This window comes from Tenacibaculum bernardetii, from assembly GCF_029125915.1.
Classification (GTDB): domain Bacteria; phylum Bacteroidota; class Bacteroidia; order Flavobacteriales; family Flavobacteriaceae; genus Polaribacter; species Polaribacter bernardetii.
The window spans coordinates 16788-43191 of record NZ_JAQJCU010000003.1 but is presented as its reverse complement, the minus strand read 5'-3'; the positions used below and the strand labels follow the sequence as shown (position 1 = coordinate 43191).

Annotated in this window: 15 protein-coding genes; 8 read left to right on the top strand and 7 right to left on the bottom strand. The window is 32.9% G+C overall.

Annotated features, from left to right (window positions below):
- Positions 1-5 precede the first annotated feature (5 nt).
- The 3 genes from P2G10_RS03135 to P2G10_RS03125 all read left to right on the top strand — a co-directional run bounded on the left by P2G10_RS03135 (position 6) and on the right by P2G10_RS03125 (position 2842).
- Positions 6-1538: a carbon-nitrogen hydrolase family protein gene (locus P2G10_RS03135; RefSeq protein ID WP_275315168.1), complete on the top strand. Its 1533-nt coding sequence runs from the start codon at positions 6-8 to the stop codon at positions 1536-1538.
- Between the two features lie 67 nt (positions 1539-1605).
- Positions 1606-2574, top strand: coding sequence for a deoxyhypusine synthase family protein (locus P2G10_RS03130; RefSeq protein ID WP_275315167.1), 969 nt, complete (start codon positions 1606-1608; stop codon positions 2572-2574).
- 4 nt (positions 2575-2578) lie between these two features.
- Positions 2579-2842 carry a hypothetical protein gene (locus tag P2G10_RS03125; RefSeq protein WP_218771253.1) on the top strand — a complete coding sequence of 88 codons (264 nt, stop codon included), beginning with the start codon at positions 2579-2581 and terminating at the stop codon, positions 2840-2842.
- A gap of 81 nt (positions 2843-2923) precedes the next feature.
- On the opposite strand, the gene P2G10_RS03120 is transcribed toward P2G10_RS03125, so the two are convergent.
- The 4 genes from P2G10_RS03120 to prfA form a co-directional block, all read right to left on the bottom strand.
- A complete protein-coding gene (locus tag P2G10_RS03120) occupies positions 2924-4972 on the bottom strand; it encodes an OmpA family protein (protein WP_275315166.1) in 2049 nt (682 codons plus the stop codon).
- 11 nt (positions 4973-4983) lie between these two features.
- Complete coding sequence (locus tag P2G10_RS03115) at positions 4984-5901, bottom strand: PorP/SprF family type IX secretion system membrane protein (RefSeq protein ID WP_476718324.1); 918 nt, start codon at positions 5899-5901, stop codon at positions 4984-4986.
- Between the two features lie 46 nt (positions 5902-5947).
- Positions 5948-17083 (bottom strand): PKD domain-containing protein, encoded by an 11136-nt coding sequence (locus P2G10_RS03110; RefSeq protein WP_275315164.1) that lies wholly within the window; start codon positions 17081-17083, stop codon positions 5948-5950.
- 436 nt (positions 17084-17519) lie between these two features.
- Positions 17520-18596, bottom strand: coding sequence for a peptide chain release factor 1 (gene prfA, locus P2G10_RS03105; protein WP_218771254.1), 1077 nt, complete (start codon positions 18594-18596; stop codon positions 17520-17522).
- Positions 18597-18972: 376 nt separating this feature from the next.
- On the opposite strand from prfA, the gene P2G10_RS03100 reads away from it, so the two are divergent.
- The 3 genes from P2G10_RS03100 to P2G10_RS03090 all read left to right on the top strand — a co-directional run bounded on the left by P2G10_RS03100 (position 18973) and on the right by P2G10_RS03090 (position 21326).
- Complete coding sequence (locus P2G10_RS03100; RefSeq protein ID WP_275315163.1) at positions 18973-19629, top strand: ATP-binding cassette domain-containing protein; 657 nt, start codon at positions 18973-18975, stop codon at positions 19627-19629.
- 12 nt (positions 19630-19641) lie between these two features.
- On the top strand, positions 19642-20067 hold the full coding sequence (locus P2G10_RS03095; protein ID WP_275315162.1) for a DUF6265 family protein: 426 nt from the start codon (positions 19642-19644) through the stop codon (positions 20065-20067).
- 98 nt (positions 20068-20165) lie between these two features.
- Positions 20166-21326 (top strand): DUF3095 family protein, encoded by a 1161-nt coding sequence (locus P2G10_RS03090; protein ID WP_275315161.1) that lies wholly within the window; start codon positions 20166-20168, stop codon positions 21324-21326.
- Here P2G10_RS03090 and P2G10_RS03085 read toward each other — a convergent pair.
- Complete coding sequence (locus tag P2G10_RS03085; protein WP_255554351.1) at positions 21312-22175, bottom strand: winged helix-turn-helix domain-containing protein; 864 nt, start codon at positions 22173-22175, stop codon at positions 21312-21314. The two genes, P2G10_RS03090 and P2G10_RS03085, sit on opposite strands and share 15 nt — an antisense overlap.
- 158 nt (positions 22176-22333) lie before the next feature.
- Between P2G10_RS03085 and P2G10_RS03080 the strand changes: the two genes are divergently transcribed.
- The gene (locus P2G10_RS03080; protein WP_275315160.1) at positions 22334-22912 is read left to right on the top strand and encodes a hypothetical protein; all 579 of its coding nucleotides are present in this window, start codon (positions 22334-22336) and stop codon (positions 22910-22912) included.
- A 55-nt stretch (positions 22913-22967) separates the two neighbouring features.
- Positions 22968-23549, top strand: a complete 582-nt coding sequence (locus tag P2G10_RS03075) for a hypothetical protein (protein ID WP_275315159.1) — start codon at positions 22968-22970, stop codon at positions 23547-23549.
- Positions 23550-23604: 55 nt separating this feature from the next.
- Here P2G10_RS03075 and P2G10_RS03070 read toward each other — a convergent pair whose 3' ends face one another.
- Positions 23605-24783, bottom strand: coding sequence for an AIR synthase related protein (locus tag P2G10_RS03070; protein ID WP_275315158.1), 1179 nt, complete (start codon positions 24781-24783; stop codon positions 23605-23607).
- Positions 24784-24893: 110 nt separating this feature from the next.
- A complete protein-coding gene (locus P2G10_RS03065) occupies positions 24894-26393 on the bottom strand; it encodes a carboxypeptidase regulatory-like domain-containing protein (protein ID WP_275315157.1) in 1500 nt (499 codons plus the stop codon).
- Between the last annotated feature and the right edge of the window lie 11 nt (positions 26394-26404).

Below are 26404 nucleotides of genomic sequence, written 5' to 3'. Positions count from 1 at the left end.
GTAAGATGTTAAAAAATATCGAAAATATTGAGCTTCATTATTTAACGTTAACTGATTATAAACAGTTAAAAGAAGCCATGATCCAGGCATACTCAAGTATGCCGGATTCTTATTGGAAAGAAGATCAAATTAAATCGTTAATCAACAAATTTCCTGAAGGGCAAGTTGTTATAAAAATAAACGGAGATTTGGCAGGCTGTGCACTTTCTATCAAATTAGATTATGATAGTTTCGATGACCAGCATACCTACGAAGATATTACTGGCAATTATACATTTGACACTCATAATGAAAATGGTGATGTATTATACGGAATAGATGTTTTTATAAAATCGGAATATAGAGGTTTGCGTTTAGGCAGAAGACTTTATGATTATAGAAAAGAATTGGCTGAAAAACAAAATTTAAGAGGAATTGCGTTTGGAGGTAGAATTCCGAATTATCATAAATACGCGGCAACTTTATCACCAAAAGAATATATAGAAAGCGTAAAACGTAAAGAAATTCAAGACCCTGTTTTAAACTTTCAAATTTCGAATGACTTTCATCCTTCAAAAATTTTAAAAGGATATTTAGAAGGCGATGAAAATTCGGGTGAATTTGCCGTTTTATTAGAATGGGATAATATTTACTATGAAAAAAAATCTAAAAAAGCAGCAACAAAGAAAAAGGTTGTTCGTTTAGGATTAATTCAGTGGCAAATGCGCTTGTATAAAGATTTGGAAGAATTAATGCAGCAAGCAGAATATTTTGTAGACGCAGTTTCTGCTTACAGATCTGATTTTGCTTTATTCCCCGAGTTTTTTAATGCGCCTTTAATGGCTGACAATAATCACTTGCCAGAATCGGAAGCAATTAGAGAATTAGCAAAATATACACCGCAAATTGTTCAGAAATTCTCTGAATTGGCAATTACGTATAACATTAATATTATTACTGGTAGTATGCCAGAAATTAAAGATGAACTGTTATACAATGCTGGTTATATATGCAAAAGAGATGGCTCTACAGATCGCTATGAAAAATTACATGTTACACCAGATGAAGCTAAAGTTTGGGGAATGCAAGGCGGAAATGAGCTAAAAACTTTTGATACAGATTGTGGTAAAATTGGTGTTTTAATTTGTTATGATTCTGAGTTTCCTGAATTAAGTAGAATTTTAGCAGAAGAAGGAATGGATATTTTGTTTGTTCCGTTTTTAACAGATACTCAAAACGGATATTCAAGAGTACGTCATTGTGCGCAAGCCAGAGCAATAGAAAACGAATGTTATGTTGCCATTGCAGGTAGTGTTGGTAATTTACCAAAAGTAAATAATATGGATATTCAGTACGCACAATCTATGGTTTTTACACCCTGCGATTTTTCTTTTCCTGCAAACGGAATAAAAGCAGAAGCAACCACAAATACTGAAATGATTTTAATTGCTGATGTAGATTTAGATTTACTAAAGGATTTAAATCAATTTGGTAGCGTACGAAATTTAAAAGATAGAAGAACAGATATATTTGAAGTAAGAAAACTTATTAAAAAATAATTTAAAATATAAAAAACATCTCGATACAAAATTTCTGAAAAATCGTATCGAGAACAAAAAAATAAAAATGAACAAACCAATATCAAATTTTATAGAAAAATACTTTTTACACTTTAACGCAGCATCTTTAGTAGATGCTGCCAAAGGGTACGAAACACAATTAGAAAAAGGTTCTAAAATGTTAGTTTCTTTAGCGGGTGCAATGAGCACGGCTGAATTAGGTAAGATTTTTGCAGAAATGATTCGTCAAGATAAAGTACATATTATTTCATGTACTGGTGCCAACTTAGAGGAAGATGTTATGAATTTAGTAGCGCATTCTCATTACAAGCGCATACCTAACTACCGCGATTTAACGCCACAAGATGAGTGGGATTTATTAGAAAAAGGGTTAAACCGTGTTACCGATACTTGTATTCCTGAAGAAGAAGCTTTTAGAAGAATTCAAGAGCATATTGTAAAAATATGGAAAGATGCAGAAGCAAAAGGTGAACGTTATTTGCCACATGAATATATGTACAAATTATTGTTATCTGGCGTTTTAGAAGAATATTACGAAATAGACATTAAAGATTCTTGGATGTATGCTGCTGCAGAAAAAAACTTGCCAATTATTTGTCCTGGTTGGGAAGATTCTACCATGGGGAACATTTTTGCTTCTTATGTTTTAAAAGGTGAGTTAAAAGCAAGTACAGTAAAATCGGGTATAGAATACATGACTTTCCTTGCCGATTGGTATACTGACAATTCTGAAAACGGAATTGGATTTTTCCAAATAGGTGGTGGTATTGCTGGTGATTTCCCAATTTGTGTTGTGCCAATGCTGTACCAAGATATGGAAAAACCAGAAACACCATTTTGGAGTTATTTCTGTCAGATTTCTGATTCTACAACAAGTTATGGTTCATACTCTGGTGCGGTACCAAATGAAAAAATTACTTGGGGTAAATTAGATATTGATACGCCTAAGTTTATTATAGAAAGTGATGCTACTATTGTTGCTCCGTTAATTTTTGCCTATCTATTAAAAATGTAAAAGGATGAAAAGAGTTATTGTAAACTACGAAAAACTAACAGCTAGTATTTTAGATTTGTTAATTGAAGAATATCCTAACGGATACGATCACAGTGATATTATTTCGTTTAAAAATGCCAAAAACGAGACTATTAAAGCTGTAGAGGTTAAAACAGACGACACTTTATATTTAGTCAAAATCAGCTCTAAACTAGAGCAAACAATGGAAGATTATGCTGACGATGAAGATTCTTTTGATGAGATTAATTTCGACGAAGAATTTGAGTAGTACCTATTAAATATCTTTTTTTTACAATACTAAAAAAGCAACCAATTTGGTTGCTTTTTTAGTATTGTAAATTATATAAAACTACATTTTTAAAATAATAAACTCTGATCTTCTATTTAACTGATGTTCTGCTTTAGAACATGGAACACCGTTTAAACACTTATTAAGTAATCTGCTTTCTCCAAACCCTTTTGCACTATCTATTCTACTTGCCTTTATACCTGTTTTAATTAGGTATTCTTTTGTAGATTTTGCCCTTCTGTCTGATAAACTTAAATTATAAGCATCTGTATTGCGTGAATCTGTATGTGATTCAATCTTAATAACCATTTTTGGGTATTGCATCATTAATATAACAATCTTATTAAGCTCGATAGCTGCATCTGGTCTTATAAAAGATTTATTTAAATCGAAATAAATAATTCCTATTTTAATTTTTAATTGCCCGCCTTCTTCAACAATAAGTTCGTTTAATGTTTCTAAACCTAACGGAACAATTGTTTCTCCAGTTACTAAACCTGTTAACAAAGGTTTATCATTTTTTCCATAACCCGTTTTAGTAGCAATAACTTTATATTTTGTTTTACAGTCAAATACTTTTGTGAACGCATAAGCTCCATTAATATTTGTTATTGTTGTTTCTAACTCTTCTTCTTTTTCATTAAATAAAGTAACTTTAACATTAGCTATACGCTCTCCTGTAATAGTATTAGAAACAGTTCCTTTTACTAATTGATTACATTCTGGCTCTTCTTTTGGTGTTAAAGGTGTTCTTACAAATGAATAAATATCATCATCGCCTTTACCAAATTTTCTATTAGAAGATACAAAACCTGTATTTTTATCTTCTTTAATAATAAAGGCGAAATCATCTAACTCACTATTTAATGGTGCTCCTAAGTTAGTTGGTTTCGCAAAGCTATTTTCTTTAATACTACTTTGATAAACATCTAAACCTCCTAAACCTAAATAACCGTCTGAGGCAAAGTATAAGGTATTATCTGTTATGTAAGGAAACATTTCTCTACCTGCTGTATTAATTTTACCACCAAGATTTCTTGGTCTTGAGTAGCCTGTATATGTTGAGTCTGCTACTTTATTATTTTTATTATCTAAAATATCAACAACAAAAATATCTGTTGACCCAATAGATCCCGGCATATCAGAAACAAAATACAACAACTTACCATCACTACTCACTGTTGGATGTCCAACAGAATAATCTTTACTATTAAAAGGTAATTCTTTTACATTTTGCCATGTAGCATGTTCGCTATCTTCTTCTTTAACTAAATCTGCACTGTAAAGTTTTAAATGGTTTGTTCCTTCTTTATCTCTTTCTAATTTACCATTATAATTATTTCTTGTAAAGTAAACTTTTTTCTCATCTGGTGAAAATGCTAAAGCAGCTTCGTGATATATTGTGTTTAAACTCTCAGAAAAATCTCCTTCCTTTTTAACATTTGCTCCAGTCTCACTTATAATTCCCGAATACATATTTAAAAATGGTTGTTCGTTCCAATGATAAATTCTTGTATGATAGTTTGATGAATCTACTGCTGATGAGTAAATTAATTTATCTTTATAATACATCGGTCCAAAATCTGAATATTTTGTATTGATTGACAAATTATTTAAAATAAATTGAGGCTCTATAGCAAGTACATCTTCTATTGTTTGATGTTCTTGATTATATTTTTCGGATCTATCATCTTGTTTTTTAGTTCTTTTAGAGAACTCTTTCATCCAACGTTTTGCTTCTTTATATTTACCTATTCCCTCTAAACTATGTGCATATCTAAATATATATTCTGGAGCTATTGATGAATAATCATTTGCTACTAAATCTTTATATATTCGACTTGCATTTTTCATGTCTGTATTAAAAAAGTAAGAATCTCCTGCCTTTTTTAATACTTCTAAATAATCAGAATTTCTAACTTCCTTTTTATTTAGTTTTTTTAACTCCCTTTCATAAAGTACTGCAGCCTCTTTATACCACATACTTTTAAAAAGTTTATCTGCCTTAGGTGTTGAACTTTTCTCTTTTTGATTATACAATCCATCGTTTTGTGCAATAATTAAATTATTTACAAACAAGATTATTAGTACTGTAATTACTTTTTTCATTTTCATAAAATTTAAAAGAAACGAGGTGATTTTAATTGTTTTTCTCTTGTTATTAATTCATATCGTAACATAATTTCATGTGTTCCTGAATTAAAATCTCCTAATCTTGTTGTTGTTAAATCGTAAGCGTAACCTAATAAAAGCCTTGGGCTTATTTGTAAACCTAACAATCCACTAACTGAATCATCCCAACGGTAAGCCACTCCTAATCGTACTGTTTCTTCGATCATAAAGTTGGCTGATAAATCTACAATTGCTGGAGCACCAGAAACAAATTTACCTAAGAATGCTGGTTTAAATTTCACACTTGAGCTAAGATCAAATACTTTTCCTGCTATTAAAAAATAGTGTAATCGCTCAGCACTTACATTATAATTATTTGTACTAAAATCATTTCTATTAAAATGCTTATCTGTTAAGAAGTTAGGAACTGATAAACCAATGTAAGTTTTTTCATTACGCCAATAAACTCCTGCTCCTACAGTTGGCAAAAACTTATTATCTATTGATGCTACATCTGATTGGTTTTGAAACCCATCAAATAAATCAACATTTAATAATCTACCTCCACCTTTCATTCCGAAAGAAAGTTGACTTTCATCGTTTAGTCGTATAGTATATGAAACATTTGCATCTATATATGTTTCTTTAGCCGGACCTAATTTATCGTTTACAAACGACAATCCTATACCTACATTTTTACCTACAGGTGACTCAATACTTAATGATTGTGTTTGTGGTGCTCCGTCTATACCAACCCATTGTGTTCTATGCAATGCTGTTACCGACAAATGCCCTCTCGAACCAGCATAAGCTGAATTCACAGTCATTGTATTAAACATATAGTTTGTATACTGTGGATCTTGTTGCGCAAGACTACTTAAAGTCCCTAAAGCTAAAAACAAGATTATTGATATTCTAAATTTCATATCCATTTTTATTTTTTTCTAAAATATTTTTTTTCTGACTTTAACTTTATTTCGCAATATATAACCATCCAACTTTTGCCTTTGTTCCATCTCCTAAATCTAACACATAGTAATAAGTTCCTGCAGGTAATTCTTTGTCTTTACTAATAACAGCTCTTCCGTTAGAGATTCCTCCAAACGTATTATCATATCCCAATTTAGAGTATACTACATTACCCCACCTATTAAATATTTCTAATTTATTGTTTGGATAATTCTGAATACAATCTATATAGAAAACATCATTATTTCCATTTCCGTTAGGCGAAAATTTATTATGAATTGTTAAACATACTGGTGCTATTTCTGCACTGGCACTATCGTTATCTGAATTTGAATCTATTTGATCTAAAGATTGTAATGAAGCTGTATTTAAATAATCATTAACATCTAAAACTTTCACTTCAATTTCTAATATTTGAACATCTCCTATACTTACAAGAGGTAAACTCCATACACCTGAGTTTTCATCATAAATACCAGAAGTTGTTACTGCTGATATGTATTCATATCCTGAAGGTAACGCTTCTGAAACAACAACATTTGTTGCATCTATTTGCCCTTGGTTTGTAACAGTTATAGTAAATATTATAACATCTCCAATAGATGGCTCTAATATATCTACTTCTTTAACAACTCCTATATCTGCTGTTGGTGTATTAATAGAAGCTTCAGAATTATTATTACTTAAATCAGGATCAAACTGATCACTTGTCGTAATGTTAGCTGTATTTAAATACTCGCCATCTTGTAATGTTGGACTATTAACTGTAGCTTCATAGGTGATTGTTAATCCTGCTAATGGGACATCTAAATTAGACCAACTTATAATGTTTCCATTTAAAGTACCTCCATTACTAATGTTATTTATGTTACTATAACCAATAGGCATTATATCTTCTAATGCGACACCTGTTGCAGCATCAGGACCTAAATTATTTACTTGTAATGTAAATATAACTACTTCTCCTACGTTTGCATTTTCATTACTAACTGACTTAATCAATTCTAAATCTGAAAGTGCTACTTGCACTACAAAATTAGCTTCATCATCATCAGCAATTCCATCTGCTAAATCATCTGTTGAAACATCACTGTTAACATCACTATCAGGATCTATTTGATCTGAAGCTGTAATTTCAGTAAAGTTGATAAACTCATTTGCTGTACCCGTTGGTGAATTAACAATAACATCTATAAATAATGTTTGTGATCCGTTTGCAGGGATATTATCTACTGTCCATAATCCTGTTATTGGATTATAAACTCCTGATGTTGCACTAAACTGTTGGTATGCAAAACCAGCTGGTAAGATATCTAATACTTCAACATTGGTTGCATTATCAGGTCCTGCATTGCTTACGTTAATTTGGAAACGTAATGCATCACCTGGTTGTGCAGTTGTTATACCTCCTACTGTTGTTTTACTTATAGAAAGATCAGCAACTGTTTGTATAGGTGTTGTATTTGCTTCTGCATAGTCATCCTCTGTTGTTATACCGTTTCCTGGTGTAGAATCATTATCTAAAATATTTGAACCTGTAATTTCAGCAGTGTTTAAATAAACTCCTGTTGGTTTTACAATTACATCTATTAATAATGATTCAATTGCTCCGTTTGCTAAATTACCAATTGTCCATTCTCCAGTTGTTTCATTATATGTTCCTGTTGAAGAACTGAATGTTTGGAAATCGTAACCTGTTGGTAATAAATCTGTAACTACTACTCCTGTTGCATCTTCTGGACCTTGATTTGTTACAGTTAATTTAAACGTTATTTCATCTCCAACTAACGGAGTAATATCTCCATCAACAACTTCTTTAGTTAATGATAAATCTGCTAAAGGTACTATTGGTGTAACCACTGCATTATCCATATCATCTTCCGATAATATTCCGTTACCATGCACAGAGTCAGAATCAGTTCCATTCTCAGACATAACCTCTGCTACGTTTGTATAATTACCTGTTGGTAATACAGTTGCTGTTACCGTTAATGTTTGTGATGTACCTGTTGGCATATTATCTAATCCGTCCCATAAACCTGTTGCTGGTGTATAAAAACCTGATGATACTGTATGACTAACATAATTGTAACCTGAAGGTAACAGATCTAAAACATCTACTCCAGTTGCCGTATTAGGACCATCATTTGTTACTACAATATCAAATGTAATATTACTTCCTACTACTGGAGAGTAATTACCATTTGTTACTACTTTAGTTAATGATAAATCAGAATTTGATAACATTGGTGTTACTACTGTATCATCCATATCATCTTCAGATAATATTCCATTACCATGTACAGAATCAAAATCAAACTCATTTGCAAACATAACTTCTGCAATGTTGTTATAATTTCCTGTTCCTAATACTGTTGCTGTAACTGTTAATGTTTGTGATGTTCCGTTTGGCATATCATCTAAACCGTCCCATAATCCTGTTACTGGAGTATAAAATCCAGACGATACTGTATGACTAACATAACTATAACCTGATGGTAATAAATCTAAAACATTTACTCCTGTTGCAGATGTTGGTCCATGGTTTGTAACTACAATATCAAATGTAATTTCATTTCCTATAATTGGTGTGTAATTACCATCTGTTACTACTTTAGTTAATGATAAATCACCTTGCTTAACTATTGGTGTTATTGTTGTTTCATCATCATCTGCAATTCCATCGCCCATGTCATCTGTTCCTAAACCACTTGTAACATCACTATCTGGATCATATTGATCACTTGCTGATATTTGTGCAGAGTTTGTATAGCTAATACCTGATCCTGGTGCATTTACCGTAGCTGTATAACTTACACTTATTGTTCCGTTATTCGCTGGCACACTTAACCCTGTCCAATCTATTGTCCCTGATGTTTCAACTCCACTATCGTTTATTGTTCCAATAGTATATCCGTTTGGTACAATATCTTGTATTGCTACTCCGGTTGCTGCATCTGGTCCTGCATTAGTTACCGTTAATGTAAACGTTATTACATCCCCTACATTTGGTGACATATTACTCGATACCTTTACAATACTTAAATCTGATTGTTGAATCGTTACTCCGACTGAACTCTCATCATCATCCGATATTCCATCGCCATTATCATCTGTATTTGCATCACTTGTTACATCACTATCTGGATCATATTGATCACTTCCTGTGATTTCTGCCGTATTTAAATACTCATTCGCTACTCCCGTTGGTGCATCTACTACTGCATCAAAGGTTAAACTTAATGATCCGCCATTAGTTACTGTTAAGTTTGCCCAACTTACTGATGTTGCTCCTACTGTTGCATTTGCTGCATTACTTACATTGGTAATTCCGCTATATCCTGCTGGTACAATATCTTCTACACTAACGTTCGTTGCATCGTTTGCTCCTGCATTGCTTACTAATAAAGTAAACGTTACCGTATCTCCTACATTTGGTGTATCATTACTTACACTCTTTACCAAACTTAAATCTGAGGTTTGAGGAACTACTACAAATGTTGTTTCATCATTATCTGCTACTCCATCTCCATTATCGTCTACACTATCATCTGTCGTTGGATCACTGTTTGGGTCAAACTGATCACTCGCGGTAATTTGAGCCTTATTTAAATACTCATCTGTTGCTCCCGTTGGCGCATTTACTGTAGCTTGATACGTTAACGTTACACTTGTTCCTGATGCAATATTTGCTATTGTCCAACTTGCAGTGTTTCCTGATGCTGTTCCTGAGTTATTTACAGTTCCTAATGTATATCCTGATGGTAATACATCTTCTACTGATACATTCGTTGCTGCACTTAATCCTGCATTGCTTACCGTTAACTCAAAAGTTAATACCGCTCCAACTTGTGGCGTTGCACTTCCTACTGATAATCCTTTAGTGATACTTAAATCTGCACTTTGCGGAACTACAGTAAATGTATCTTCGTCATCATCATCTCCTCCTGTTGCTGGGTTGTTATCTCCATCAGCATTGTCCTCATCAACTGTATTATCTGATGATGGATCACTATCTGGATCATATTGATCACTTCCTGTAATTTGGGCTGAATTTCTATATTCGTTTGCTGCTCCCGTTGGTGCATTTACCGTTACTTGGTAGGTAACATCTGTTGTTACTGCTCCATGAGCTACTGATGCTAAAGTCCATGTAATTGTTCTACTTCCGGCATTATAAACTCCTCCTTGAGTGATACTTCCTGTTACAATACTATAACCTAATGGTAACATATCTTCTAAAACTACATTGGTAGCTGTTGAAGATCCTCCCTCATTGTTTGCAATAGCAATAGTAAATGTTAAGGTATCTCCTACATTTGGTGCTAAATTACTTGCTGTTTTATCTATTGATAAATCTGATACTACGGGTACTATTGTAAAAATAGTCTCATCATCATCTGCAGCTCCATCTCCTAAATCATCAACTGTACTATCTGTTGCTGGATTACTATCTGGATCAAATTGATCACTCGCAGTAATTTGTGCTGAGTTTCTATACTCATTTGCTGCTCCCGATGGTGCGTTTACTGTTGCTTGATAGGTTAAAGTAATACTGCTATTCTTTGGTACAAATAAACTGGTCCAACTTGCTGTATTCCCTACTCCTGATCCTGCATTATTAACTGTACCTAATGTATAACCTACTGGTAAAATATCCGATACGTTTACTCCTGTTGCATCATCTGTTCCTGCATTACTTATTGTTAATTCAAAGGTTAAAACATCGCCTACATTTGGTGTAGCGCTTCCGCTTTGTAATCCTTTTGCAATACTTAAATCTGCTTGTTGAACTATTGGTGTTATTGTTGTTTCATCATCATCTGTGATGTCATCGCCAAGATCATCTACTCCTGAGCCTGTTGTAACATCACTATCTGGATCGTATTGATCACTATCTGTTATCTCTGCATTGTTAGTATAACTTACTCCTGCTCCTGGTGCTAATACCGTTACTTGATAACTTACACTTACTGTTCCGTTATTGGCTGGTACACTTAGCCCTGTCCAATCTATATCTGTTGTAACTCCAACTACTGTTGTATTTGATGCTCCTCCTGTTGGTGTTACTATATTACTGATGCTTCCATATCCGTTTGGTACAATATCTTGTATTGCTACTCCGGTTGCTGCATCTGGTCCTGCATTAGTTACCGTTAATGTAAACGTTATTACATCCCCTACATTTGGTGACATATTACTCGATACCTTTACAATACTTAAATCTGATTGTTGAATCGTTACTCCGACTGAACTCTCATCATCATCCGATATTCCATCGCCATTATCATCTGTATTTGCATCACTTGTTACATCACTATCTGGATCATATTGATCACTTCCTGTGATTTCTGCCGTATTTAAATACTCATTCGCTACTCCCGTTGGTGCATCTACTACTGCATCAAAGGTTAAACTTAATGATCCGCCATTAGTTACTGTTAAGTTTGCCCAACTTACTGATGTTGCTCCTACTGTTGCATTTGCTGCATTACTTACATTGGTAATTCCGCTATATCCTGCTGGTACAATATCTTCTACACTAACGTTCGTTGCATCGTTTGCTCCTGCATTGCTTACTAATAAAGTAAACGTTACCGTATCTCCTACATTTGGTGTATCATTACTTACACTCTTTACCAAACTTAAATCTGAGGTTTGAGGAACTACTACAAATGTTGTTTCATCATTATCTGCTACTCCATCTCCATTATCGTCTACACTATCATCTGTCGTTGGATCACTGTTTGGGTCAAACTGATCACTCGCGGTAATTTGAGCCTTATTTAAATACTCATCTGTTGCTCCCGTTGGCGCATTTACTGTAGCTTGATACGTTAACGTTACACTTGTTCCTGATGCAATATTTGCTATTGTCCAACTTGCAGTGTTTCCTGATGCTGTTCCTGAGTTATTTACAGTTCCTAATGTATATCCTGATGGTAATACATCTTCTACTGATACATTCGTTGCTGCACTTAATCCTGCATTGCTTACCGTTAACTCAAAAGTTAATACCGCTCCAACTTGTGGCGTTGCACTTCCTACTGATAATCCTTTAGTGATACTTAAATCTGCACTTTGCGGAACTACAGTAAATGTATCTTCGTCATCATCATCTCCTCCTGTCGCTGCATTATTATCTCCATCTGCATTATCCTCATCTACTCCACTTCCTGTTGATGGATTACTATCTGGATCAAACTGATCACTTGCAGTAATTTGTGCACTGTTTACATAACTTATTCCTGCTCCTGGTGAATTTACTGTCGCCGTATAACGAAGTGTAATACTACCTCCTAATGGTATATTTAAATTTGACCAAGAAGCAGTATTAGCTGTTCCACCTAGGAAACCGCCATTAAGAATTGTGCCTAATGTATATCCATTAGGTAATACATCTTCTACACTTACTCCTGTTGCTGCAACAGTACTCGTTGGTGCTCCAGCATTACTTACCGTTAATTCAAAAGTTAAAACATCTCCTATATTTGGTGTAGCGCTTGAACCAGCCGCTAAAGCTTTTGTTATACTTAAATCTGCTAATTGTAATGTAATAACTTCACTATCTTCATCATCTTCACTTTGATCCCCATCATCATTATTTGGTGTACTATTAGAATCCGTACCATCTGAAGCTGTTACTTGTGCTATGTTTTTATATTCATTTGCAGCACCTGTTTGAGCATTTACTGTTGCTTGATAAGTTAACTGAGTAGCATTAGCATTTCCTATCTGAACAGTTAAACCACTCCATGTAATAGTACTACCTGTTAAACTTCCTGCATTACTAATGTTTGTAATGTTACTATAACCTGATGGTATTACATCAGATACACTTACGTTTGTTCCTATACTCGGACCTGCATTAGTTAAATCTATTGTAAATGTTACTACATCTCCAACATTTGGTGTTGAATTATTAACACTTTTATTTAAACTTATATTGGTACATTGTTCTACTGTAATTGTAACTGGTACTTTTGCACTTTCGCATATTCCATTAGAATGACTAACATAATATGTTTTATTACCAATAGTTGATGTACTAGGTATAGGTGCAGATGACAATACCGTTGTTGAATTAGAATCATACCAAATAATTGTACCAGAAGCTGTAGCAGTTAATTGAGGTGCTGGACTATATTGACAATAAACAATATTACTAGTTGTTGTTGGTAAAACCGGTACAGCAACTTCTTGAACTTCAACTTCTGTAGATGTAGTATTTCCACAATTTTCAGAATCAGTTACTACTACTCTATAAAATCCTGGTTGTAAACCAGTATAACTTCCGTCAGTATCACCATCAGTTTGAGTAGCGTCCGTATATGTACCTCCAGAACTTGTAGCATAAATTAAGTTATATGTTAAAGGAGGAGTTCCACCAGAGGCAGAAGCTGTTACCGTACCATTACTTAAACCTTGACAACTATTAGTTGCACTTATTGAATTAATAGTAGCTGTAGTTGGACCTACTATTGTTATTGTTACATTATCTGTTGCGGGAGTACATGTTGGACCATTAGACACTGTCCAAGTTAAAATAGCTGTTTCTCCTGGTGCTGCGCCTGTTAATGTTAATGATGTCGTAGGACTACTTGGGCTATCGAAAGCTACAGTAAAATCTGGAGAAGAATTAACACTCCATGTACCAACACCAACCGAAGGTGCTACAGCACTTAATTGTGGGTTTACAGTACACACATTCATAGCAGCTGGTCCAGCATCAGCAGTTGGTTGTTCATAAACTGTAATAGCCATGTCATCAGTTTTTCTACATGATGATCCTGCTACTCCATTACTTGTTGTCCATCTAAAATAATAAACTCCCGCTGTCGTTAAACCACTTACTGGTGATGTAGGATCAGAAGCTGTAAAGGTTGGTGTTGAAACACCTGAAGTACTAAGTGATGGTAAAAAAGACCAAGTACCACCTGTTGCAGCTGTAGCATCCATAGTGGCTGTACCAGGTGTTGTTCCACAAATATTAATATCTGGTCCAGCAGCCGCAGCTGGTGGTTCTTGATTTGTTACATTCATTGAGTCTGACAATGATGCTGGCGAACAACCACCTCCAGGTGCATTTAATGTATAAGTAAATACATAATTTTGTTCTGGTGTAATAGTAGCTGTAGCTATATTGTCACTAACTGCTGTAATAGTTGGTGCTGGTCCTCCTGTACTTGAATTTAAAGACCATGTACCCTCAGAACCTGCTGTACCCTCTAAGACTACTTCGGTAACACCACATAAATTTTGATCTGATCCAGCATCAGCTGGAGCTATTACTGTTACCGTTACATCGTCAGATGTTGTTAAAGTTGTATTACATGCAGGGTCTCTACTTGGTTCTTCTGGCGATGTTACCCATCTAAATACATAATCACCAGTAACTAAACCACTAATTCCTGTACTAGGGTTATTCGCATCTGCAATTGATGGAGAATTTGGTCCAGAAATAAATTGCCATGATCCTTTTCCTACTTGTGGAGAAAATAATGCATTTAAATTACCACTATTGCTATCACATATTGTAAAATCTGATCCAGCATTTGCTGCTGTTGGTTGATTAGCAATAGTAAAAACTATCCTATCGTTTGTAGCACAACTTGCGGTAAAAACTCTCCATTCAAACTCGTATAAACCATCAGCTAAATTAGAAAATGTTGCTGTTGGGCTATTAATATTATCAACAGTCCAACCACCACCACCGTAAGTTTGTACCCAAGTACCTTGACTAACTGGTGTAGCTGCTGCCATGGTTATAGAACCTGAACCACAAATATCTTGATCTGCTCCTGCTGAATAAGTTGAGGCAGGTGTAACAGAAATTGTAACTGTATCTTCAGTAGTATTGTTAGGACACGCAGCACCTCCCGAAGCAGTCCACTTAAACACATAATTACCTTCCTGTAAACTTGTTACTGTAGTATTAGGATCACTAGGTGTAGTTATATTACCTCCAACTGGTCCACTTTCTTTAGTCCATAAACCAGATCCATTCGTAATCGTTGAACCATTTAAAGATGTTGAATTACCTGTTACACAAATATCATTTCCTGCACTAGCTAAACTAGGACCAGTATTATTGTTAACTGTTATTACAACATCATCTGTTGCTGTACCACATTGATTCGTTATGGTATATGTAAATGTATATATGGTATTAGCTTGTAAACCTGTTACCAAAGTTTTTGGATCATTTAAAGAAACTATTGTTGGTCCTGATGGAGAAACACTCCATGTAGCTAATTCATTTTCAAAAACATTTGTTCCATCTAACTGATAATTACCAGCACAAACAGTAGCATCAGCACCAGCAAAATTACCTGAATATAATGGTGGTCCTGTTGAAACTGCTACTTTAACTTCGTCTAAATTTGCATCGTTAAGCACTCCATTAGGTCCTGAAGAAATAGCCCATCTAAAGTAATAAACACCTCCTGTTAAACCTGTTACAGTTGTTGATGGATTATTATCATCTGTTATTGTTGCTGTATTTGGCCCACTTACTTGAGACCATGTACCTTCTCCTTGAGAAGGAGTATTACCAGTTAATGTAACTTGAGTGGTTGGTACACAAACATATATATCAGTACCTGCATTTGCATTTACTGCTATTCCAGAAATTTTTACTGTAATGTCATCTGAAGCAATAGTACAACCTATATCTGTATCTCCTCTTGGCTCACGAGTAGCTCTTACAACATAAGTACCTATTTGTGTAAATGTTCTTGTAAAACTATTCGAATTACCTACATTAATTACTCCTGTAGTTTGAGGTCCACTAATTATTTGATAACGTGTTGGTGTATTTATTGTAGGTCCTGTTTCTTTAGTTATACCAAAAGTTACATCTACTTCACTTGCTCCATTTAATGTAGCAAAAATACATTCTGAAGATGAACCATTATCCGTTAAAGTTACCTCTAATGGATTTTTAATAAACCTTACCTCTACTACATCTGAACTAGTACAAGCCGCACTTGTACCACTAGTTACCGTATATCTAAATATGTATCGTGCATTATCTCCTCCTGCAGTAGCACTTAAACCATAAACAGTAGGCGTTACAACTCCTGATACAACATCTTGTTGGGTAGCACCGTCACTATTAAAAGTAGCTGTACCAAAACCTGGACCTGGGTTTGTAATAATCTCCCACATTACTGTTTCTCCTGGTTTTTCAGGCGGGTTAGCTACTAAAGTATATTGTGTTGTAGGGTTAGAAGGGTCGTTACATATACGTATGCTGTTGTTTTCTATTAAAGAACCAGCGTTTGTAACACTACCAGCTGGGGCAGGAACTGTAATTTGAACTGTATCTGTACCAGTAACACAGGCACCATTAACCGTCCATCTAAAAACGTATGTACCAGGTACTAATGGACTAACACTAGCGTTATTATTGGTTGGGTTACTAAAATCAGGATTACTAGGACCACTAACTAGCTCCCACATACCTGCAGGCTGACCAGAAGCTGTATTACCAGCAAAAGAACCTTGTAAATTATAACTTGTATTAACATCATAACATGCACTAAGTGTATCATCTAGACCTGCATTTACAGGAGATAAACCGCCTAAGTTTGTTACATTAATTCTTGAAACACCATCACAAGTCGCTGGATTTCCGTCAGTAAGTCTCCACTCTATAATAGAAGTACCTGCTGAACCTGTTGGAAATGTAATCCCTGATGTATTTGACGTAGCATCTGCAAAAGACACTCCCGCCTCATTTCCCCCTACAACCGACCATTCACCTGTAAAACCTGGTGGTGGTGGTGTACCAGATAACGAATATCCACCTGGACATCCAGTAATATCTGAGCCAGCATCAGTGGCTGGAGCGTTAGTAACTGTAATAGTAACATCTTGTGATGTTGGTAAACCATTACTACATGTAACTGTTAATCTAAAAACATAGGTATTGCCACCCGTTGCTCCTGTTATAAATGGTTTATATACTGACGGATCGCTAATACCAACTGTTGGTCCTGAAACTTGAGACCACGATATTGTAGATGTATTTACATTTGCATCACCTGCCCCATCTAACTGGAGATCAACCCCTTCACAAAAAGAAGCATTTGCTCCTGCATTAACACCACAATTAGGATTAGATTGTGAATACATTTTAAACTGAAAAATCAGTAAAAAAAGTATAAAACTAAGTTTAAAGTATTTTTGTTTCATATACGTTAATTTACAATAAGGTAAAGATGATTTTGAATTAATTTCTTTATTAAATAACAATTTTTGAGCACTATACTTTTATAAATAACGCACCTATTTTAAGTAAAAAAACTTAGATAGTTTGTTTTTATTTTATAAAAGTATGAAAAATTTAACACTTTTAACATTAACATTAATGTTAATGTTAATGTTAATGTTAATGTTAAAAGCTGTGTTTATAATAGACTAGGACACTTATTTATTAATAATGTCACATAAAATAACTGGCATTCACATCTAAAACCGCTAAACATTTGATTTAAAAACATATAAGACTAAAAAAAAGCAACCAATTTGGTTGCTTTTTTTATTCTTTATAGTATTAAACAGAAAATGCTTAAATAGATTCTCCTAACTCTTTTAGTTTAGAGGTATTTTCTGCCATCATTAACTCATCAATAATTTTTTGGATATCACCATTTATAATATTCGATAAATCATATAATGTCAATCCGATTCTGTGGTCTGTCATACGACCTTGTGGAAAGTTATACGTTCTAATCTTAGCAGATCTATCTCCAGAAGTAACCATCGTACCTCTTTTTAAAGCATCCTCGGCATTTTTCTTAGCCAATTCCATTTCGTATAAACGAGAACGTAATACTTTAAAAGCCTTTTCTTTATTTTTATGCTGCGATTTCTGATCCTGACATTGCGCTACTAAACCAGTAGGAATGTGCGTTAATCGTACTGCCGAATAAGTTGTGTTTACCGACTGACCTCCTGGACCTGAAGAACAGAAAAAATCGATTCTTACTTCTTTTGGGTTTATCTCTACATCAAACTCTTCTGCTTCAGGAAAAACCATACAAGTAGCTGCCGATGTATGCACACGACCTTGTGTTTCTGTTTGCGGTACACGCTGTACACGGTGTACACCTGCTTCAAACTTTAACGTTCCGTAAACATCATCTCCAGAAACTTCAAACTGAATTTCTTTAAATCCTCCGTTAGTTCCTTCAGAATAATCTACTGTACTTACTTTCCACCCTCTACCTTCACAGTATTTAGTATACATTCTAAATAATTCACCAGCAAAAATACTGGCTTCATCACCACCTGCACCAGCTCTCAATTCTACAACGGCATTTTTGGCGTCTTCTGGATCTTTAGGTATTAACATGAATTTAATTTCATCTTCTAAAACCGGAATACGCTTCTTTGCCTCATCCATTTCCATTTTAGCCATCTCAGTCATTTCTGCATCACTTCCGTCTGCAATAATTTCCTTAGCCTCTTCAATTGAATCAGTTAGACTTTTATATTCATTACCTTTTTCTACAACCTTACCTAAATCTTTATATTCTTTGCTTAATTTAGCGTAACGCTTTTGATCCATTATAATATCTGGTTGGATAATTAAATCCGAAACCTCATCATAACGTTGTTTTATAATTCTAATTTTATCTAACATCTTCTAACTTTTCTGGTTTGCGAATTTACGTTTTTTATCGGAATTATTTTTAAAATTCAATTAACTATATTTGATTTAAAACTGATTCATCAATAATGAAAACATTGCAGCTTTATTTTCTTTTTTATAAAACTAAGTTTTTCCTTCCCTTAGCGCTTACTCTTTTTGTGGTACTTAAGTTCAAAATGATGCCATTGGCTGTACTTACCTTATTTATAGCTTCTTTATTAGTTTGGTTTTATCAGAATTTTATTAATGATCGAAAAAAAGAAAAACTATATTTTTATTACAATATGGGTATTACTGAACTTAAATTATATGCTTTCGTTTTTTTCATCAACCTTATTATTACCATAACATTAAACATTTGCATGAAATGGATTGTTTAGAAATTGATAATATCGAACTAAATTTTGGCGCTACCGAAATTTTAAAAGCCATTTACTTTAAAGCCGAAAAAGGAAAAATTACAGGTATTTTAGGAAGCAACGGATCCGGAAAAACATCTTTATTAAGAATTATCTTTGGCGAACTGCTACCAAAAAGCAAACTTCTTAGAGTAGATAGTAAACCTATTTTAACACCACTTTACAAAAAAGGGATTGTTAAATATTTACCACAGTTTCATATCATACCTAATACTATTTCTTTGCAAGAAGGTTTTAAATTCTTCAATGCTTCTTTTACTGATTTCTTAACTGATTTCCCTCTTTTTGAATCTCAGAAACAGCATCGTTTCTCTGAGTTTTCTGGAGGAGAAAAAAGATTGATAGAAACGTACATCATTCTAAAATCTGATGCAAAAATTGTACTATTTGATGAACCTTTTTCTCATTTAGCACCGCTTTATATTAAAAAACTAAAAGAAGTACTAGAGATTGAAAAACAGCATAAAATAATTATTATTACCGATCATTTATATAAAGATATTTTAGATATTTCCGACACCCTGTATTTACTAAAAGATGGTTGGAGTAGATTATTAAAATCTCCCGAAGAATTAATTCAATACAACTATATAAACGCCTTATAAAAATCTAAATTTATGAAAAACTACTTCCTTTTACTCTTTGCTATTGCATTATTTTCTTGTAAAAAAGCACAAAAACCACAACCTAATTGGCTCGTTGGTAAATGGGAACGTGTAAATGAAAAACCGGGCAAAAGCACCTTCGATTTTTGGAACAAAGATTTAACAGGAGTTGGTTTTACTTTAAAAGAATCGGATACTATTTTTAAAGAAATAATGAGCATCGTAACTATTAAGGACACTTTACATTTAAAAGTTGAAGGTGTAAACGAAAAACCTACTTTATTTAAGTTTACCCAACAAACTGACACTTCTTTTGTATGCGAAAACCAAGAGAATGAGTTTCCTAAAAAGATTTACTATTTTTTAGACAATCAGCAATTAAAATGTAAAATATCTAATGAGGAATTTTCTGTAGATTTTGTTTTTAACAAACAATAAGAAAATAGCTACCTTTAAATAAAATTCACCTTTTATAATCTCTTTTTTTTAAAAAAATATACTAAAATAATATATAAACAAAGCTATAATATGTACTAATGGCAGAAAACATCAAATACTACAATAATTTAAAAAAATATGAAGATACTCTTGTTAACCTTCTAACTGATGAATCGTGTTTTTCTGACATACCAAAAACCTGGTATGTGGTAGTGGTTGATATTGAAAATTCTACAAAAGCTGTTAACGAAGGAAAGCACCACCAGGTAAACTTAACGGCTACCGGAGCAATTATCTCTGTTTTAAATACCATTAGAAAAGAGAAAAAAAATATTGAAATACCTTATTTTTTTGGCGGCGACGGAGCTACTTTTATTATACCTAAAACTATCTTAAAACCTATTTTAATCATCTTAGAAAACTATAGCCTTCATATTAAAAGAAATACGAACCTAACACTTAGGGTTGGTCATATTTCTGTTAATAAACTAGCTTCTGAAAAACATAATTTAAAGATTGCAAAACATCAACTAACAAATCAACTAACTATTCCGGTTGTACTAGGAAACAGTTTAAAGAAAGCTGAAGAATATATTAAAAAAACTTTCGAAGAAAAAAATGCTATCAGTTTTAATGAAAACCTTTTAAATTTAGAAGGCATGGAGTGTAGATGGAAACAAATAAAACCGAATCAAAACAAACAAAAGGTTATCTGTTTACTACTAGATTCTATAACTGAAATTAATCAAAGAGAAGTTTACAGGAACGTGCTTGCTAAAATGGATTTAAGTTTTGGTTCTTTTAAAGACAGACAACCTATAGTGGCTACTAATTTAAAGTTAAACTATAATATTTCTAAAATATGGAAAGAAATGAAAATTAGTTTAGCTGATAAAAGTTTAGCCTATTTATTAAAAAAATGGACTTCTACTCTTATAGGTAAATTTTACTTGAACCTTTCTCATGATGGGAAACAATATTTAAAGCAAATTAGTCAATTATCACATACTTTTATGTTAGACGGTATGATAAACACTATTTTTATTGCTGATGAAGACAAAATTAAACCTTTTATAAAGTATTTAGACGAACTAGAAAGAGATAAAAAAATTATATATGGTATTCATATAACCCATGCTTCTGTTATGTCATGCTATGTATTAGATAGAAAAACAAAACACTCTCATTTTGTAGATGGCACCGAAGGTGGTTATACCTCTGCTGCTAAAATGTTTAAAATAAAACTAAAAAACCTCTAACTTATAACCAACACCATGCACATTGGTTAATTTAATAGAACTGTCTTCTTTTAATTTTTTTCGTAACTTAGATATATACGTATCTAAGCTTCTACCCACAAAAACACCGTTATCTTCCCATACTTTTTTAGTAAGATCTTCTCGTTTTATAATTTGATTTGGGCTTGCCACAAAGATTGCAAGAATTTCACATTCTTTTTTAGAAAGACTTATTTCTGTTGCTTTTTTTACCAATTTATTTTGTGTTGGGTAAAACTGAAAGCTTCCTATTTTAGTATACTCTTTAATATTTTCGCTTGTATTAACAACTTCCTTTTTTCCAGAAAATAGTATATGAATTATAAAAACGATTACCAAAAGAAGTAATCCAATTAAAAAGAAATTACTATGCCAAAAAGAAATTTCATACGCAAAAAACACTACCTGAATAACATAACATCCTTTAGGCAAAACACGCTCTCTGCAAGGTATTATTGTACTCTTTTTTAAAGCGCTGTTTTGATAACTATAACTTACTTCACTATTTAAACATCGCAATACTTCTACCCTATAATCATTTGGTAATTTTACTTTACTAAAACTAGTATTTATAAAAGTAACTAAATTGTCTGGCTCAAAAGAAAACTTCTTTTGAAAAGACAATTCATACTTATTATTTTCTAATTCGATAATTGGTAAAACTAAAGATGTTGAATCTTTATCAGAAAGCAATAATTGATTACCTACATCTCGCAAAGAAACCTTTACTCTTTCTGTAAAATCTTTACTACTATTTGTAGTAGAAAAAAACCATCCTAAAAGGAGAAAAAAAGCAAAGCCACAATATATATAAATTTTGTTCTTGTTCATAATCCTGGTAAATAACATACATTTTTATGACTTTTTACTACCATTCACACTTCTTTTACATTTTTTTGACACTCTTAGCAATTGCTAACCTTACTTTTATCATGTTCTTAATATAATAGTGAATTTCTATTCAATAGTAATTTTTAAATCTCTATAAAATGAAAAATACAATAATATGTTGTTGTCTAATTCTTACAATAAGCTGTAAAAAACAAAGTGTTAATCCAGTAAATTTAATAGTCGCCAACAATGTAGCAACTCAATATACAACTACACAAACTCCTTTAAACTATTTTGATAGCCAAAAAAGAAAAAATTCTGAGCCTTACAAATTAAAATTAGCTTCAAAAAAATTACAAAATAATGAATATGACTTATCAATCTCAATGGAATTATTTGATAATGCTCATTTTATATCTCCGAATGCTAAACGTGAATTTAAAGGAAAGTTTAAAGTAGTTTTTAACACTACTGATAAATTTAGTTTATTAGGTAAGCTTATTGAAAAACCGCTTTCTGTTGAAGAATATGATGAGCATCCGTTTACGAACGGCACAGTTAATTGGGTTAGAAAAAACACCACATATCGTCAGAAAATAAAACTAAACTCAACTAAAAACTTTCAAATAAAAGGATACATTCAATTTACTATTGAACCACGATGTACTTTAGAAAAAATATCATTTATCATAAAACAAGTAAATGGTAAAATGAGTGTAGAATTATTTGGTTGTTAATTTAGACATACGATACATTATAACAGTTATCATATTCAATAAAAAAACTAATACTATGAATAATAAAATTATTACACTTATTACTCTACTATTTAGCATTACAACTATATTTTCTCAAAAGGATGAATTTAATTTGATTGCACTAGATTCTACCTGGGGACAAGAAGTTCTTCGTTTTCCCGCAAGACATATGAATTATATTGGTGTAGGCGATATAAGATTCCCTCCTAAAGGTTGGATAAAGCCAGAGCACACGTTTTTTTGGTCATACACATATGCTTGGAATATTAATGTAAATAGAAAAATTACCGAAGAAGAACTAACACTCGATTTAGTAAAATATTTTAATAGCTTAAATAAAGTTGATATGAATGCTACAGCTGATAAAAAGTATGCGTCTGCTAAAATAACTAGTATAAAAAAGGCCAAATCAACTACTTTTTTCAAAGGATATATTAATACTTTTGATCGTTTTGCTACCAATAAGTTAATTACTCTAAATGTTTTAATAGAAAGCAATTATTGCAAAAAAGAAAAAAAAACAGTTATTCTATTTAAGTTCTCGCCTAAAGAGTTTAATCATAAAGTATGGAAAACACTTAATGAAATAAAACTACATACTTCTGTTTTAAATTAAAACAAAAAACCTCAGCATAATAACTGAGGTTTTTAAATATGAAATACTTTTTAGTTTAATATTCAAAAGTTCCAAACTCACTATTTATAGTCAGTTTTTTAGTTTCAGAGGCTTCCACTCTACCAACAATCTGCGCATTTACATTATAGCTTTTAGAAATAGCAATAATATCTTCAGCTACCTCTGGTGATACATATAATTCCATTCTATGCCCGCAATTAAATACCTGATACATTTCCTTCCAATCAGTTCTAGATTGTTCTTGTATCAACTTAAATAAAGGCGGAATCGGAAACATATTGTCTTTTACAATATGTAATCCCTCCACAAAATGCAAAATTTTAGTTTGAGCGCCTCCAGAACAATGAATCATTCCGTGAACAGTATCTGTATTAAATTTTGATAAAATTTCTTTAATAATTGGCGCATACGTTCTTGTTGGCGACAATACCAATTTACCTGCATCTATAGGCGAATCCTCTACTTCATCAGTTAATTTTGCGTTACCAGAATACACGAGATCTGCAGGAACTGCTGCATCATAACTCTCAGGATATTTAGCAGCTAAATAGTTGTCAAAAACATCATGACGGGCAGATGTTAATCCGTTAGATCCCATTCCACCGTTGTACTCAGTTTCATAAGTTGCTTGTCCGAAAGATTCTAAACCTACAATTACATCACCAGCTTTTATATTCGCATTGTCAATAACATCAGTACGTTTCATACGAGCTGTAACTGTACTGTCAACAATAATTGTACGCACTAAGTCACCAACATCAGCAGTTTCACCACCTGTTGAATGAATTGTTACACCAAAACCTTTAAGGTCTTCGATCAATTCTTCTGTTCCGTTTATAATTGCTGATAAAACTTCTCCTGGTATTTTACTTTTATTACGTCCTATAGTAGACGATAACATAATATTATTAGTAGCGCCTACGCATAGTAAATCATCAATATTCATGATTAATGCATCTTGTGCAATTCCTTTCCAAACAGAAATATCTCCTGTCTCTTTCCAGTACATATATGCCAACGAAGATTTTGTTCCTGCTCCATCTGCATGCATAATCAAACAATAATCATCATCATTTGTTAAATAATCTGGAACAATTTTACAGAAAGCTTTTGGAAACAATCCTTTATCAATATTCTTAATTGCATTATGCACATCTTCTTTAGATGCTGATACTCCGCGTTGTGCGTAGCGCTTAGATACTTCGTTACTCATGTGTTTGTGTCGTGTTGTTGTTACTGCAAATTTAGTTTTTCTAAATTTTATATCAAGAAAAAAGCGAACGTTTTTTAACGTTCGCTTTTAAAATTTGAATTTGCTATATATTATTCCCAATCAGGCATTGTTGCACTACTAAACAAGGCAGTTCTTACCACAGCTCCACCTCCGAAATTCATTTTATAAACTGTTTTTTCAGACACACCGTCATTAGATGTACTTACAAAAATAACATCCGCTTCGTTAGGTGAAAATCGAGGGTCTAAATCGTTTGTTCCAGCAGTTTTTTCAGCTGACAAATCGGTTATTGTTGCAGATGAAAATTCATAAATAAACATATGATTATCTAATTGCCTATAACTATTCGATTCAAAATTAGAAACATCTCTCGTATATAATAATTTACTACCATCTATAGAGAAATTTATTCCTCCTACAGCTCCTTGTTCTCCTGTTAAAATAGTGTCAATAATAGTTCCACTCATATTTATGGTATAAATTTGAGCATTATACCCAGTTGTATTGTTCGTTTTTAATGCTATTGTTAATTCGTCATTACTCCAATCACACTCGGTTATGTAATTACCATCAGTAGTTTGATACACCTGCTGCAACCCACTTCCATCTTTATTTATCATATATAATTTATCGTAATGTGGATACATAATTCTATCTCCGTTTGATGACCAAGAAAAATCTACCTCATTTAAATTAAAGGCTGTAACTGGCACACTAGAGGTTACTTTTTTAACATCTGAACCATCGGTGTTCATTGTAAATATATGAGTTTCATTACCATCTGTTCGTAAAAACGCTATTAAGCTTGTTGCTGAATTTTTTCTAGGTCTCCAAGAGTTTGTATTTATAGAAGTAAGTAACAATTCATTTATGGGAGCATTATCTATAAAATCGCTAGAATAAATAACATTATTATCGTTTTCTTGCCTTGTAAAAAAATACCTATTATTTGGTGAACTAGTTACTTTAAATGTGTTTGTAGCACTTAAAACCTCAGAATTTATCCCATCTGATGCAGCTATCTGCCAAAAATATTTTGCTCCAAATTTTAAATTAGATACCGTATATAATGTATCTTTTACATTCGTAAACTCAAGAATATCATTATCTAAATCATTTTTAATTTCAATTCTATAAGTAATTTCATCGTCATCAGGGTCGGTTGACTTAAAACTCAATTCAACAGTATTATCTAAGTCTTCTACTCCGTTTGTTGGAGTTCTTAATTCAGGCGTTGTAGGTGGCTTATTTAAGGCTGTTTCTATATCCATTTCAAATATAAGGTTCACCTCACTTCCTGCTTCTAAGCTTACTGGTTGAAAATTTGTTAAATACCCTTCTTTGGTTGCACTTACAGAGTATTCTTGTGTCGGAACTTCTTGCATTGTAAAATATCCATTCTCATCAGTAAATTCCGTGTTATTTGTTGGTGACAATGCTACTTTTGCGTTTTCTATAGGCTCAAAGCTTCCTTTTTTAACAACACGACCTTTAATGGTTCCAAACTCTACAAAATCTACAGTGTCTTCTCCACAATTAATTAATGTAAAAGATATAAGAAGTATAGCTATTTTAATTATTTTTTTCATTTTTCTACTTT